The organism is uncultured Slackia sp., from assembly GCF_944321625.1.
Classification (GTDB): Bacteria; Actinomycetota; Coriobacteriia; order Coriobacteriales; family Eggerthellaceae; genus Slackia.
The window spans coordinates 1-15,009 of the sequence record NZ_CALUMA010000047.1; the positions used below are offsets into that span (position 1 = coordinate 1).

The 15,009-nt window shown below is 58.2% G+C and carries 11 protein-coding genes and 1 tRNA gene; 1 reads left to right on the forward strand and 11 read right to left on the reverse strand.

Annotated features, from left to right (window positions below):
* The 9 genes from Q0J60_RS04065 to Q0J60_RS04105 form a co-directional block, all read right to left on the reverse strand.
* Positions 1–409, reverse strand: a 409-nt coding sequence (locus Q0J60_RS04065; RefSeq protein ID WP_367178780.1) for a coiled-coil domain-containing protein, incomplete at its 3' end; no start/stop codon positions are given.
* A gap of 160 nt (positions 410–569) precedes the next feature.
* The gene (locus Q0J60_RS04070) at positions 570–1,319 is read right to left on the reverse strand and encodes a peptidoglycan-binding protein (protein ID WP_294438968.1); all 750 of its coding nucleotides are present in this window, start codon (positions 1,317–1,319) and stop codon (positions 570–572) included.
* Positions 1,320–1,328: 9 nt separating this feature from the next.
* Entirely contained in the window at positions 1,329–2,399 is a 1,071-nt protein-coding gene (locus Q0J60_RS04075) for a polyprenyl synthetase family protein (protein ID WP_294438969.1), read from the reverse strand.
* Between the two features lie 266 nt (positions 2,400–2,665).
* Positions 2,666–2,750 (reverse strand) — tRNA-Leu (locus Q0J60_RS04080).
* 86 nt (positions 2,751–2,836) lie between these two features.
* Positions 2,837–3,814, reverse strand: coding sequence for a Ppx/GppA phosphatase family protein (locus Q0J60_RS04085; RefSeq protein ID WP_294438970.1), 978 nt, complete (start codon positions 3,812–3,814; stop codon positions 2,837–2,839).
* 23 nt (positions 3,815–3,837) lie between these two features.
* Entirely contained in the window at positions 3,838–4,668 is an 831-nt protein-coding gene (locus Q0J60_RS04090; RefSeq protein WP_294438972.1) for a septum formation initiator family protein, read from the reverse strand.
* A 509-nt stretch (positions 4,669–5,177) separates the two neighbouring features.
* Positions 5,178–6,647 carry a basic amino acid/polyamine antiporter gene (locus Q0J60_RS04095; RefSeq protein ID WP_294438973.1) on the reverse strand — a complete coding sequence of 490 codons (1,470 nt, stop codon included), beginning with the start codon at positions 6,645–6,647 and terminating at the stop codon, positions 5,178–5,180.
* Positions 6,648–7,376: 729 nt separating this feature from the next.
* Positions 7,377–9,077 carry an FAD-dependent oxidoreductase gene (locus Q0J60_RS04100; protein ID WP_294438974.1) on the reverse strand — a complete coding sequence of 567 codons (1,701 nt, stop codon included), beginning with the start codon at positions 9,075–9,077 and terminating at the stop codon, positions 7,377–7,379.
* Between the two features lie 137 nt (positions 9,078–9,214).
* Positions 9,215–10,696 (reverse strand): LuxR C-terminal-related transcriptional regulator, encoded by a 1,482-nt coding sequence (locus Q0J60_RS04105; RefSeq protein WP_294438975.1) that lies wholly within the window; start codon positions 10,694–10,696, stop codon positions 9,215–9,217.
* A 269-nt stretch (positions 10,697–10,965) separates the two neighbouring features.
* Here Q0J60_RS04105 and Q0J60_RS04110 point away from each other — a divergent pair, with 269 nt between their 5' ends.
* A complete protein-coding gene (locus tag Q0J60_RS04110) occupies positions 10,966–11,736 on the forward strand; it encodes a hypothetical protein (protein WP_294438976.1) in 771 nt (256 codons plus the stop codon).
* A gap of 198 nt (positions 11,737–11,934) precedes the next feature.
* Here Q0J60_RS04110 and eno read toward each other — a convergent pair whose 3' ends face one another.
* Entirely contained in the window at positions 11,935–13,227 is a 1,293-nt protein-coding gene (gene eno, locus Q0J60_RS04115) for a phosphopyruvate hydratase (RefSeq protein WP_294438977.1), read from the reverse strand.
* Between the two features lie 673 nt (positions 13,228–13,900).
* Positions 13,901–14,698, reverse strand: coding sequence for a hypothetical protein (locus Q0J60_RS04120; RefSeq protein ID WP_294438978.1), 798 nt, complete (start codon positions 14,696–14,698; stop codon positions 13,901–13,903).
* Between the last annotated feature and the right edge of the window lie 311 nt (positions 14,699–15,009).

Consider the following 15,009-nt stretch of genomic DNA (forward strand, 5'->3'; position numbering starts at 1 on the left):
TCTGCAGAATGTCCCACTTCTTCAGGAAGTCGTCGAAGGAGGACGAGCCCAGAAGCACGTCGAGGAACGTGATCTGGCCGTCGCGGTACATGCCGCGGGCGCGGCCGCCCAGGCTCTCCTGGAGCTCGGAAATCTTGGCGTTATTGTCGTCGATCTTGGCCTGCGCCTCGTCCATCTTGGTCGTGGCGGTGTCGTGCTCCTTGAGGGCGGTGTAGTAATCGTCAGATGCCTGGTTCAGGCGCTTCTGCATATCGTCCAGTTTGACGCGGGCGGCATCGGCCTGGGCCTGCACGTCAGCGGAGGTGGGCTCAGCCAAAGCAACGCGCGGCACCGCAATCGACACGGCACCAAACGCCGCCGCGCCTCCGATAAATGCACGCCTCGTCAGATTCGTTTTGTTTGCAGCCATAAGCGCAAGCCCTCCGTGCGATCCTTCAAATGCAAAAAACATGCATACCTTAACAAAATTCGGCGAATGGCGTGCCGCAGGCGGCATCTTCGCCATGCGCACGCCATAAACCGTTCACATGACGCGAGGTAATTGTCCCTCCCTCGCGACTGCCCTTCCCTTACGAGAACGCGGCGCAAAACGCGTCGAGCAGCGTGATGGCGTCGTGGTGCGCCACCTGATCCTGGCGCGCCTCGTCGGCACCTTCGGCGGCCCCTGCGACCTCAATCACGATGCGCAGCGGACGCCCCTCCTGAGCAGTCTCTCGCGCGCGATCGATAGCGCTCGAAATGCGCAGCGGGAGCGAAGCGGCATCGTCGCACACCACGCGCGGGGTGCCCTGATCGATTGCCGTGCCCTCGCACACGATGTGCGCGAGAAGCATATCCGCGTCAGGCGGCACGAGCAGCGTCTCGGCGCTCACCATCTTGGAGCGCGGGTTGGTGGCGAGTGCCAGGTTGGACATGTACGAAGCCACCTTGCGAGAGAAGGCATCCGTGCCGAACAGGCACACGGCGTGGTGTTCGAGCACGCCCGCCGCGCGCGCGAAGCCCATGTAGGCGTGGTCTTCGATCTGGGGCTTGTCCATCCACGCGTTGTGCAGGTTCTTGAGAATGGCGTAGGTCTCAACGCCGGCGATGCCGTCGGCCTCAAGGCCCATGTTCACCTGGAACTTGCGCAGCGCGCCCTCGGTGTAGGCGCCGAACGTGCCACTAATGCCGCCCGTGGCAAAGCCCAGCGCGCCCAGCGCCGTCTGCAGCGCCTCCACGTCGCGCCCGCGGAAATTGGGCGTACGCAGGTACAGCAGGCGTTCGCCCAGCTCGAAATCTTCCCCTTCGGAATCTTGGCGATAGATGGTCTGCTCGGTCATGGATGTGCCTTACTTCAAACGGTTAACGAAATAATCCGCCATGGAAATCAGCAGGTCGCGCGCGGGGCTCTCGTCCAGCATGTCGACCAGGCGATTCTTGGCGATGCTTGTCAGGTTTTCGGCGTAGTTGCGCGCGTACTCGATCGAGCCGCTCTCGCGCATGATCGAAACCGCCTCGGCCAGCACGGTCAGGTCAGTGGTCTTGCTGGAGAGGATCTCGATCAGACGGTCGCGCTGCGCGGAGTTCTGCAGGGCGTGCACCACCATGAGCGTGCGCTTGCCCTCGGTGATATCGCTGCAGAAATCCTTGCCCACGGTCTCGGGGTCGCCTTCGATGTTGAGGAGGTCGTCCTGGATCTGGAACGCCAGGCCCGTGTCCAGGCCGTAGTTGCGCAGGGCCTCGATCTGGGCCTCGGTGCCGCCGCCGATGATGGCGCCGATGGCCAGCGGTACGGCTCCCGAATAGTGAGCCGTCTTGTGCGTGGCCATGACCAGGTAATCCTCGGGCGTGATGTCATAGCGCTTGTCGCGTGCCCAACCCAGGTCGAGCGCCTGGCCCTCGATGGTGCGACGCGTCATCTCGATGAGCTCGGTGACCACGCGCACCTTGATGGCGTCAGACAGGTTGGGGTCTTTCACCACGCTGCCGTTGACCAGGGAAAGCGCGAGGTCGCCCGCGTTGATGGCAAGGCCGATTCCCTCGGTCAGATGCAGGCAGGGCTCGCCACGGCGCAGCGTGGCCTCGTCGGCGATATCGTCGTGGATGAGCGCCGCCGTGTGGAAGTGCTCGATGGCAGACGCGGCAGAAGCAGCCTTGCGAACGTCGCCGCCCACCGCCACGCACGCCGCGAAGCAGATCAGGGGGCGATGGCGCTTGCCGCCGTTTTGGCTGTACTTCAACAGGGGGTCGTACAGATACGCATCCATGTCAGGATGGGTGCCGCGAGGGATGAACGTATTGACCAGGTCTCCCACGGTTTCCGCATAGGAGTCCAAATACTCCTCGAACGTTGCAGGCGGATTGGCGACCGCCTCCAGAAGCTCTTCCATGCTTGCTTTTCTCATTTCAGCTGCCGTCATGCCTCGGGCTTTCTACTTCCGCCTACTCGTTATATATGCCTCTCCTGGTAGGGGCGGTGGAAGAACGCGTCGTTCCACTACCTCTCCTGGTAGGGGCGGTGGGACTCGCGTGCCGCCGATGGCGGCGCGCACCCCTCGGGCTAAAGCCCTCGGGCGATTTCCTGAAAACTGCCCACTGGGCAGTTTTCTTAACGGAAATCCACCTCATCGGTTCGAGTCCCACCGCCGGGTCCCGAATCGATGCGGCGTCGTTCCACTACCTCTCCTGGTAGGGGCGGTGGGACTCGAACCCACAAGCCTTGCGGCGGCGGATTTTAAGTCCGCTGCGTATGCCAATTCCGCCACGCCCCCACGTTTCGAGCGTACGCCTTTTGGGCGCAATTAATCATAATAGCAAAAAGTGACCAAGACCTGGCCTCGGTCACGAAACGCACCCATTAGAGCGATGAATCCGATTCCTCTCCCGATGCGCTGCGGGCCGCGTCGAGCACGATTCCCTTAAGGATGTCGCTTTCGCTTGCCGTGAAGCTATCGACGCCCGCAAGTTCCATGACCGCCCCCATGATCACAACGCCTGCTGGGAACACGCCCGCGCGTTTGGGCTGTATACCGGGCACGCGCATACGGTCCGCAAGGGGCAGCGCGCACATGCGGCGCGCCACACGGTCGAATTCCGCACGCGTCACTTGAGCGCCATGAACTTTCTCCGAATCGTAGGGCACCAGCGCATCGCGCACCGCCACCACGCTTGTGGGAGTGCCCGCGACGGCAACAAGGCGGTCGCACGCAAAACGCCCTCCTTCAAAGAACGGTTGAAGCACCTCGATGGCCCAGTTGCGCGCGTCGGACAGCTCGGCAATCGAAGGCGGATCGCTTTTGAGGAAGCGCTCGGTCATGCGGCGGCATCCGATGTTGAACGAATGGCTCGCTCGCAGATCGACCTCAGGCACCAAGGGATCGCCCCCCGTAGACGCGCGCCCGAACGCCAGCTCCGTCGAGCCGCCCCCTATGTCAGCGAACAGCAGATTCTCGTCGCGGAAATCACTGGATGCCCCCAGAAACGAGAGATACGCCTCGCGCTCGCCCGGAATGACCGTTAATTCCACGCCCACATCCCGCAGGCGGCGCACGAATTCGTCGGAATTGCCCGCGTCACGGCTTGCACTAGTCGCAAGCGCCACTACACGGTCGACAGCAACGTCGGCAGAGCATTCGTCTATCGTGCGCTTATAGCCAGCGACTGTTTCCACCGTACGCTCGATGGCTTCAGGAGAAAGCATGCCCGCCGCATCCACGCCCTCGCCCAGATTGGTGATGACGCTTCGCCTGACCACCGTCCGCAGGCCGGACTCAGTCACGTCCGCCACGAAAAGCCTGCTTGTTACGGTGCCGATGTCGATAGCTGCAACGCGCATGCCACTCCCCCGTTTCGAATTCGCTACTGTTGGCCGGCCCCCGACGATTCGCCCTGGGCGCCATCGTTTTCACCGGACTCGGCGCCTTGCGCCTGGTCGCTCTGGGCAGATGCGCCCTGCGTCTTTTGCACAGACGCAGGATCGGAATAGCCGAATATCACATCGAGCACCGGCGAATACCAAGTCTGCGGAGCAGGAATGCTTCCGCTGACGATCTGGATATTCACGTCGGAAGCAGCGTCGGAGGAATCCTCCGACAGGCCCTCAACCACGACGGCCTTCTCGCCTTCCTTCACCCAGCCAAGCTGCTGGCGCGCGGCATCCTGGATGCCCTCGTCGGTCTTGAGGTAATCGATGCGATCCTGCATGGCGTCGTTACGCGCCATGAGGGCATCGTATTCGGCCTGCAGGCGGTCTTCCTCGCGCGATTCGAGATAGACCTGCTGCGCCGTGGGATACAGGAACAGCAGAACGGCCGCAACGCACACCAGGCATCCGACCGCCACCGCGATGCGCGATGCCGTGACCGAACGCATCTTCTTCGCCTTGCCCGCATCGGACCGTGCGGAAGAACGGGCGCCGCGCTGCGTTCCGCCCATCTCGGCGAAGGCGCGTTTATGGCTCTTACCCATTTCGCCCTTGTAGACAGCGGCACGCGGGCCGGAATCCGCCGCAGCATCAGAGCCGCCGAACTGATGGGCGAACATCTTCTCGGCTTTTTCCTTGAGGCGCTGCTTCTTTTTGCTCTGTCGGGAATTGCGGGCGGGAAGATCGTTTTCCTCGGCGAATTCGTCATAGGACTCGACCGCAGGACGCGACGCAATTTGGCGTTCTTCGGCGGAAGAGCCTCGCATCGAGGAGCGAGAGGCGCGAGAAGGGCGTGAATCCGCGGCGTCATCGGCGTCATACCAGCTAGGGGTCGGGCGCGAGATGCGTCCCGAACGGGAGACGGTGGAAAATTCGCTACCCGATGCCCGCAAGGACCGAGCGGAATAGGACGAGCGAGAAGACGCCTGTCTGCGACCGCTGCCCGCAGCGGAGAACGGGCTTTCGAAAGGAGTGATATCGTCAAAAGCATCCAAAGGCGCAAACGCACCCGAATCGGATGAACCAGAAGCGCGCGAATATGCGATAGAACGGTACGTTTCCGCAGATGAACGAGACGAAGCGTAGCGTTTTGCGTCGTCAAAAGAAATGATGTTGCCTTGACGGGCCATAAGAACAGAGCGCTCCTTGATGCATCGTGGTGTGTTTATGGTTCGGGTAATGCCTTGAGCTGTCCAATTATGGTACCACAAAAGCAAGGACCCGCACCAAAGTGCGAGCCCCTTCAAAACTAATTCGTCGTTTTCATGCGACGGAACTAAATCACCGCAATCTGACCCGTGGCGATCAAGTAGATGCTGACCACGAAGAACACCACGATGGCTGCAGCCACAATCTTGTCGATGGCCTTCGGAAGCACCGGCTCGCCATGCTGCTTCTCGCCCACCGCATACAGGATGATGCCAGGGGCAAACAGGATTGTGGTGATCATGAGGCCCTGCATGCCGCCCGCGTACACCAGGAACACGCTATACAGAAAGCCGACAAGACCCGCCACGCGATAGAAGGTCACAGTCGAGCCGCTCGCATTCGCGAAGCCATCCTTCTTCATGGCACACACCAGCGCGAACAGCGTGCCGAAGAAATACGGCACCAGAATCATGGATACGCTCACGCTGTAGAAGAACTGGTAGGTCTGCTCGGAGAAAAGCTGCACCACGAGGAACAGCTCAACCACGGCGCAGCTCACCGTGCAGGTGACGATGGGGCCGCCCGCCTTGCCGATCTTCGCGAACGCTTTGGGGAACACCCCCTGCTCAGCCGCCTCGAACGGCACCTCGGAAGAGAGGATGGTGTAGCCCAGCATGGACCCCAAAAGCGACAGCGCCACACCCAGGCTGATCAGTGCGCCGCCCCACGGGCCCACGCACGCCTCGAGCACTCCCGCCATAGACGGATTGGCCAGCTCGGCCAGCTCTGCGCGCGGCATGATGCCCATGGAAAGGATGGACACCAGCAGGTACGTGGCCAGAATACCGCAGAACGCGATGATGGTGGCGCGGCCTACGTCCTTGCTGTATTTAGCGCGACCCGAGATAGCAATGGCGCCCTCGATGCCCAGGAAAATCCAGATGCTCACGCCCACAACGCCCAGAATCTGGTCCCACAGCGGCAGCCCGTCGGGCTCGCCCCAGAAGTTATCCATGAACACAGCGGGATCGAAGTGCATGGACAGGATGATGGCCACAATCGCCACAAACAGCGGCACTACCTTGGAGATGGTGGTGAGGATATTCACCGTAGCGGCAACCTTCACGCCGCGAGCCACCAGCGCCCAGCAAATCCAGGTGATGATGGAAGCGCCAATGACAGACGGCAGGTTGTTGCCCTCGCCGAACACCGGAAAGAAGTATGCCAGGCTGGAAAACATCAGTGCGGTGTAGGAAACCGTGGCAAGCAGGCAGCTAACCCAATAGCCGTAGACCGAGGTGAAACCAAGGAACTTGCCAAAGCCTGCACGCGCATAGGCAAAGATGCCGCCCGTGAGCTCTGATTTATAGCGACTCAAGCCGAAGAAGCACATCATCAGGCAGAACACGCCGATGCCGCACAAAAGCCAACCGATGAGCACGGCTCCGGTGTTGGCGCCCGCAGCCGCCATATCGCCCGCCATCGTGAATACGCCGCCGCCCACAACGGCAGCGATAACGGCAGCGATAAGATGCGGAAGCGAAAGACCATTGGGGTCGTTAATCTTGTTTCCGCCGCCTTGCGCGAGGTTTGCCATGATGCCCTGCTTTCCTCTCAACCCGCCTTCCGTCTGGCATGACCGCCAGATGCGCCCTCCGAGCACCGCGTGAGATTTGCCCGCATGCGCGCCGCATGCAACGACGTCACGCAATTGGCCGCACGTTAAGAATCGCCTAACGTCGCGTATCGGAGGTATACCGCACAGAATACTCCTCGCTTTGCTCAATTCATAGGGAAAATTGCATATTATTCAGTAATATTGCACTTTAAGGCATTTTTATGCATTTAGGATTCACGGGTACTTTTGAAACCGCCCCCGAAGGATTCCTCCAGCATAGGAATACCGACTCCAAAGCGTAATGACCGACAAAACCGCGAGCAAAAGAACCGCACAGGGATGGGGCAGGATGTTCCCCTATCAGGGTCCGACCCAAGGATGCCCCCATCAAAGCCCGACCCAAGAAACAAAACGCGATACGGTGCGGTTTTCTAATACCCCGTTAAATAGCTGCCTAATCCCACACGCATCGACCCAGTTCAAAAAGCCCACTAATTTCAAGCTGCTTGAGCACTTTGAAGAAAACTGCACCGTATCGCGTTTGATTTGTCTTTCGACGCTCGCTTCCGTTGCCGAAAAGCACCGAAACGCAAAAAGCGGCCGACCCGGGAGGGGTGAGTCGGCCGCCATAAGGGATTCGGCGATTGGGAGGGTGCGCTCATTCGAGCAAATCGCCTATCGGGTAGTTACGAGCACGCGATCTAATCGTTATTCGAATTCAATCTCGGTCAGAACGCTGTCCTTCGCCAGAGCCTCGCCGACCAGCTGGCCGAACGTAACGCAACGGCTGTGGCTGATGCCGGGGCAATGCACAGGATAGTTCAGACCGAAGAAGTCGCCCTGAACGTTGCCGATAGCGAACAGGCCAGGAATGGGTTCGTCGTCCTCGGTGCACACCTGGGAGTTGTCGTCCACATGCAGACCCATCGGGATGGTCAGCACAGAGCACACAACCGGAGTGGCATAGAACGGAGCAGTCTTAATCTCGGAGAGGAACTGCGCAGGCACATCGAAGCGCACGTCCTTGCCATTGGCGTAAGCAGTGTTGTACTCGTCGACAGATGCCTGAAGCTTGTCGGCGGGAACGCCCAGCTTCTCGGCCAGCTCTTCGATGGTGTCAGCCTGAATCAGGCTACCATCCTCAAGGCGCTTCGCCATTTCCTCATCGAGGCCTTCAAGCTGCACATCGTAGTTGGTGGGCCACTGCTGCTTGACATACTTCTCGTAGTCAGAATCGAAGATAGACCATGCCATATTGCCCGGAGTGTTCATGCGGGCGCTAGTCAGATACGGCTCGAACGGGAGCTCGGCGCCATAGCGCTCGCCATTGCGGTTAACGGCCAGCCAACTCATCACGAATGCGGTGAGGTTGAAGCTCTTCGAGTCGGGGGTGTACTGATGAACCATAGGAGCAGCGGGGCTCTTGGACAGAGCGGCACCTGCCCAGCAACCCATCAGAATACCGTCACCCTTGTTACCGTTCTCAGGAGTGTACACATTGCCGTCGGCGCGATTGCAGATGGGAGCCCAGCAATCGATCATTTCCTGGTTGCCTCCGATGTCGCCGGTGGCCAGAATGACACCCTTCGCAGCGTTGTACTGCACGTGGTTGCCATCAGCGTCGGTCACGATGACGCCGGTGATTCCGCTCTCGGCATCGCCCACAAGCTGCTCCGCATGAGTGTTGAAGAAGTATTCGGCGCCATTATCGGTGGCGTTCTTATAAAGAGCCTCAACAAGATTCCAGTTGCAGGTCTTGCTGTCAGCACGAGTCGAGCCGGGATCGGCGTCGGTCACGAACGACACAGCATCGGGATACACGCGCCAACGCTCGGGCAGCTCTTCCCATCCATACTTCGCAGTCTTGGACAGAGCGGTCACGGTGTGGACGCCTTGAGCCTCGCACATCTCCTCGATGTAGTCCATAACAGGGCCGGTCTGCTCCGCCCAGGTGCGAATCAGGTTGTAATTGGTGGTCTGCTGCGACCACAGGAACAGAAGCTTGCAGGCCTCATCGATGTCGATATCGACGCCGTTGTCCAACTTCCACTTGCTGCCAATAGCGGCAACGTCGATGCCGTGACACTGGATGCCGTCACTCTGCTCGATAACGGCGACCGTAGCGCCATTGCGAGCAGCAGCCTCAGCTGCAGAGTTGCCGGCAAAGCCGCCACCCACGATTACGATGTCGTAATCCTTGGTCTCAGCCACATCGGAAATGGCCTCAGGCTTGATTTCCCAGGTGTGGAGCTGCTCACCAGTCTGCGCGGTGGAGGCAGAAGCCGTGGTGCTGCCGCCGTCAGAAGACGTGGAGCCCGACGGGCTGCAACCTGCCAGAGCAGCACCGGCGGCCACAACGGCACCAGCGGTCAGCGAGCCCTTGAGAAAATTCCTGCGAGAAACGTCCATGATTCCCTCCTTGTTCCCTCATTCAGAACGGCATGGCGCCTTTCTTTTCTTCGCCATGCGGCACCTTTTGGCGCTGAAGAAACTTTCGAACAAGGAGCGTTGCGTGCGCAACGTGCGAATTACCGGATTTTCACAAATCAGGTGTTTCTGCCAATGGCATCAAGCCCATCGTGTGAATCACATGATGGGATGCTGACCAGGCAATCTAATAACTCTTGCCTTCCATGCACGTCTGCCTTCTGATAGATATGGCGCACATGGGTTCCCACGGTGCTCTCGGAGATACTGAGGTTCTCGGCGATCCACGGCTGAGTCCTGCCCGCCGCAAGACACTCCAGCACATCGGTTTCCCGCTGAGTAAGGCCCCACCGCTGAGCCCATACTTCAACAGCATTACCCTGAGCGCCCTCTTCGACATCCATTCCCACCCTGCCGCGACCAAACCTAAACAGGCTCCAGATATCTTCACTTCCCAGCAGCAGCACGATAGCGATCACCATGGCATACCCCACCACCATGGTTTCTTGCGCGGAATATGCATGACCCGCAGGATTCGCGTTGAGTGCCAGACCGACGCCCAAACCGAGCGCGAGAAATACCGCATCAGCAAGACGCATGACCGCAATGGTCTTGATTGGCATCTTAGATTGCGAAAATGCTATTTGCGAGAACGCCACCCATTTCAACACGTCGAACACCGTGTAGCCGCCAATGAAAATCGCCCCGGGAATCCAGAAGACATCCGTACCGTAAAGGAACGCCATAATCATGAATCCCGCAATAATGGCGAGCAGGCCAATACGATACGCAATGCTTGAGCGCAAAGGATTCATGGCAATAAAACCAAACAAAACGATACCGACAATGCCACGCACCACCTGGATAATCACTCCGCCATTCATAACGCTCTCGGAGAACGATACGATGTGCTGGATATATCCGAATCCGAACATAACCAGACAAAGCGCGCAGAGAATGGAAAGCTGCACGCCAAGGTAATTGCGCAGAATACTGTGAACGCCCCCGGACGAAGGAGGTAATTCAGGGCGTTTTACGTACGCACGACTATCTTTGCCCAATGATGCAAAACACAGCGCCGAAGCAAGCGGCAACAACGCAAAAGAAAAAGCACGTCCCTCGGGAATCATGAGCAGCAGCGGAATGTCGATGACAATGGCAACCGCGAAACCTCCCGCGAGATACGCCATAGCTGAGACAGCGCCCTCTTTGCTGTAGATACCGCCCCAAGCAAGTGTGAGAAATCCCATGAACGCCCCACTGAGCAGCGAGCCAAACACGAGTAAAGGAGGACTCATCAGCATACCCGAAGCGATACAGAGAAGAGCGCCGCATGTCCCCGCCACGCCCAATCCAACAATGAATCGATTATGGGAGATCGCGCGCATGACCAGAGAACCGCGCGCTAAAACAAGAATGTACGGAATGATGCTGAGGGAAAACACAAGCATTGTGCACGCTTCCGGCATGATGCCCTTTTGCCCCGGAAAAAATGCACCCATGAAAAGCGCGTCAAACCAAGCCCAAAACAGCCCCGACCCTAAAAACGCACGAAACCCCGGGCCGCACTTCAGCTGACGAATCACCATATCGTTTTTCATGCCGAGCTTTATTCCCTCCCAAATGCCTCAGCAGACCAGCTTGCTGCACTACGATCCGCCGAACGTAATTCTCTCCCTCTGTGCCTCATATTGTAATTGAAACGCCATTCGGGATGACCTAGTTAGCACTCCCTTAAACTCGTGTTCCGTGCATTTTGCCCCAAAGCGCACGAAACGCTGCTCGTCCGCCGCGTCCGCGTCGCCTCAATAGTTTATGCTGACACCGTGACAATGCTCGCATGCTAAGTCAAACAGGCTAAGGAGTAAGCATGGTAGAAGGAAAATGCCCTCTGTGCGGCAAATCGATTCCCGTCGACCCTCAGACCGATGCGGGAATTTGTCCCTATTGCAGCAATGCGTACGTGACGGCAAAGGCCTTACAGGGACAAAGCTCTACTCCTTCGCCCAACTCAATCGCAGCGCTTTCGGACAGATGCACAAAGCTTTGCCAAGCGGAGATGTTCAATCAGGCTGCGGAGGCCGCCGAAACCGCAACTCGACTCTTTCCCGACGATTATCGCTCGTGGGTTCTTCGCATATTCGTGTTCTCTTCTACACCCGACTTCAAAACGCCCTATCCCCAGGATTGGGTGGACAACGCAGCGAAGCTCTATCGCCTAAGCGACAAGAAAAATCCCCGATTCGAAAAATGGTATGCAGACTATCAACGCTGGCTTCAGCAAGCACAGCGAGCCGTAGATCTTTGCAACAAGCTCGATGCCAGCCATGCCTTGAGACTCATTGGGTGTTCGCACCTGGAATACGGCCACGCCTCCAGAGAAACCATTCCATGCGGCAATGCATTGGACGGCTATCAATCCAAAGAGTACGTTGCCAAGACGCGGTACGGGAGATGGATAGACAGCACGAGGTTCCGCCTCGCACCCTATTGCGGCATTGTGCTTGATGTGACCTATGGCGAACACGACGGCAGATTCCATAACTTCCAGGAGTGCTTTCAGCGCAAAGCCTATATCGTCGCATTGGAAGGCAATCTGGTTGACGCCCTGCCCGAGCTAGAAAGAGCAGCCGGGCGCTAGCAACTTACTTGGTTCCCGACGACTCGTCTCCATCGCGAAAAGCACGCAACGCAAAAGGCGGCCGACCCGAAAGTGGGTCGGCCGCCCTCTTGATGCGCCTCTAGCATAAAGCCCCGCTGCGAGAATCACTGCCGCGACGCTCTGGCTTTATTCCCGAGCCCGCACGCCATGCCTCGCGTCCAAGGCCACAGCTCGCATCTAGCGCTTGATGTTGTAGAACGCGTTCAAGCCAGCGTACTGGGCGGAACCTTCCAGCTCCTCTTCGATGCGGATGAGCTGGTTGTACTTGGCGATGCGGTCGCTGCGGCACGGAGCGCCGGTCTTGATCTGGCCAGCGTTGGTGGCAACGGAAAGGTCAGCGATGGTGGTGTCCTCGGTCTCGCCGGAACGGTGGCTGATCACGCACGCATAGCCCGCCTGCTTGGCCATCTGCACGGCCTCGAGCGCCTCGGTCAGGCTACCGATCTGATTCACCTTCACCAGGATAGCGTTCGCAACGCCCAGTTCGATGCCCTTCTTCAGGCGCGCGGGGTTGGTGACGAACAGGTCGTCGCCCACCAGCTGCACGCGATCGCCGATGCGGTCGGTCAGCATCTTCCAGCCATCCCAATCCTCCTCGGCCATGCCGTCCTCGATGGAGATGATGGGGTACTTGTCAACCAGCTTCTCCCAGTAATCGACCATCTGCTCGCTGGTGTAGGACACGCCCTCGCCCGCCAGCTCGTACATGCCGGTCTCGGCGTTGTAGTACTCGGTGGATGCGGGGTCCATGGCGAACATGATGTCGGTACCGGGCTTGTAGCCGGCCTTTTCGCACGCCTCGGTGATGTACTTCAGCGGCTCCTCATTGGTCTTGAGATTGGGAGCGAAGCCGCCCTCGTCGCCGACACCGCCGCCCAGGCCCGCGTCATGCAGGACCTTCTTGAGCGTGTGATAGATCTCGGCGCACCAGCGCAGGCCCTCGGCGAAGCTCTCGGCGCCCACGGGCATGATCATGAACTCCTGGAAGTCCACGTTGTTATCGGCATGCACGCCGCCGTTGAGGATGTTCATCATGGGCGTAGGCAGCACGTTGGCATTCACGCCACCCACGTATTTGTACAGAGGCAGCTCGGCAGATTCCGCAGCGGCGCGAGCGGCGGCGAGCGACGCACCCAGGATGGCGTTCGCGCCCAGACGGCCCTTGTTGGGCGTGCCGTCCAGGTCGATCATCTCGGCGTCGATGGCGCGCTGGTCGCACGCATCCATGCCGATAAGCGCCTCGGCGATTTCCTCATTCACGTTGGCAACAGCGTTCTGCACGCCCTTGCCCAGATAGCGGCCCTTGTCGCCATCACGCAGCTCTACGGCCTCGAACGCGCCCGTAGACGCACCGGAGGGAACGATGGCGCGGGCGAACGACCCGTCGTCCAGCGTGACCTCTACCTCGACAGTGGGATTGCCGCGCGAATCCAGGACCTCGCGACCGTACACATCGAAGATGATGCTCATGTGAGAATGCCTCCTCATTTCGTTGAACGCAACGCGCCGATGGAGCGCCGACACCTGATTGCGTCAACGCCTTTTGCGCGCCCATCCATGCCAAGCGCACGGATAATGCGATTGTATACCACACTCCCGGCAGCCGCGCACGCGTGTAGGCGGGCGGACACCACAAGGCGCATGATTGGCACATTCGAGTTGACCATTCACCCTAGCTGACGGCCGGACATCGTGCCCCATAAGATCAATGCGGATGAATTTTGCCTTAAATGCACATGCGGGGCGCGGTCCTGCTGAAAAATGCCTTATCTGTACTGCATCAATTCACTTAGTATCTTTCGCCTTGCTCGCCAATATCAGCCTCTTCTGCATAATCCCAGTTCACGCGTTTGGAATCTATTCATCTCAATACGCTCTGCAACCAATCCGGCGTTTTCACGAGTACATATAAGTGATTTTTCAGCATCCACCCCGCAAAAGCATGCACATAAGCTCTTTTTCAACATCTCGTTTCGTATGATTCCTCACCCCGGTGCTCATCAAAACGCTCCACCCGCCTCCGATGCTCGTCAGTGCTCGCCAACGTGCCCCAGCCGCCCTTGACGCTCACCAGTGCGCTCCAATCGCTCAGCGCTCACGCATTATTGACCATTCCCATGCTCGCCAAGTAAGCCCCATACTGTCATCGACTACACATCGCTCTGTCTTTGATCCTGACGGACTGGAGATAATCACCTTTCAGCAAGTTTCTCAGCCTTTCGTTTCTCTTCTTGAAATCGCTCACTCCTGGCTGAAGCCTGAACTTAAGTTCTTGCCGAAGACCATTAACTAGATCCCAGAATTTCAGCGATGAAGACATCGTCACACGCGTCGCAACGTGAACCGAATATCCCGACGCAGCCAATATCCTCGCCTTTCTTGCATCCTTCTCGACACCCTCACGAGTGAAATGAGTTTCGTCTCCGTGATACTCAAGAATGACCTTTCCAGCATCTCCCCAAACCAAGTCACATTCAAAGTAAGGCAGTCCGCGCGCATCCCAGCGCACTCCACCGCCAGATGGAACAAGAGACGGATCAATGAAAATCGGACAATTGAGAGCGGGCTTAGGCATTGAGCAGCCTCCCAATCGATACGGCAAGGTGAGCGCCATCGTCAAAGACGATTCCATCGGGGAGCGGCTTCTCTCGATAATATAGGGGAGGGCTCTCGTGGCTACTTTGATGCCTTTCAATGCGCGAACATGTTTGAAGTCTTGAAGCTGTTCGATATACGTCGACAGGTTTGCGACAGTGGTCAGAGGCGAACGGCGCGCCAAGTTCCTCTTTTCACCTCGCAATGTCGGACTGTTTTCGCCCAAGGATGCATCAAGGGCAAGTGGCTCACGCGAAAATATGCCACAGAGCATCATTCCGAAGTGAATCAGCTGTTCGACCGTGAGATGTCGTGCCATTTCTACATAGCTCAATTCAGGAGACACGACGAATGTATCGTCTGCAATTTGGAATAATGAACCAGGCGGAAGCTCCCCCGAATGAACGTGGCACACCCCCTCCTTAAGCGTACGCCTCAACTCAGGTTTCGTAACAAGCACATGAAGCCTATCGAATGCGCACTTCGGCAGAAATCTTTTCATTCTCTCGATATCACGCTCGCAAAGGGGCGAGTCGAGACATGTCGACAAACCCCGTCGAGCATTCGGGTACGACGCGGAATGATACGACTCCCAGAAAAGCGCAGCGGATATGTCTGAAAGAATGATCGCCATACATGGAAGGCTAGTCCCTCGAC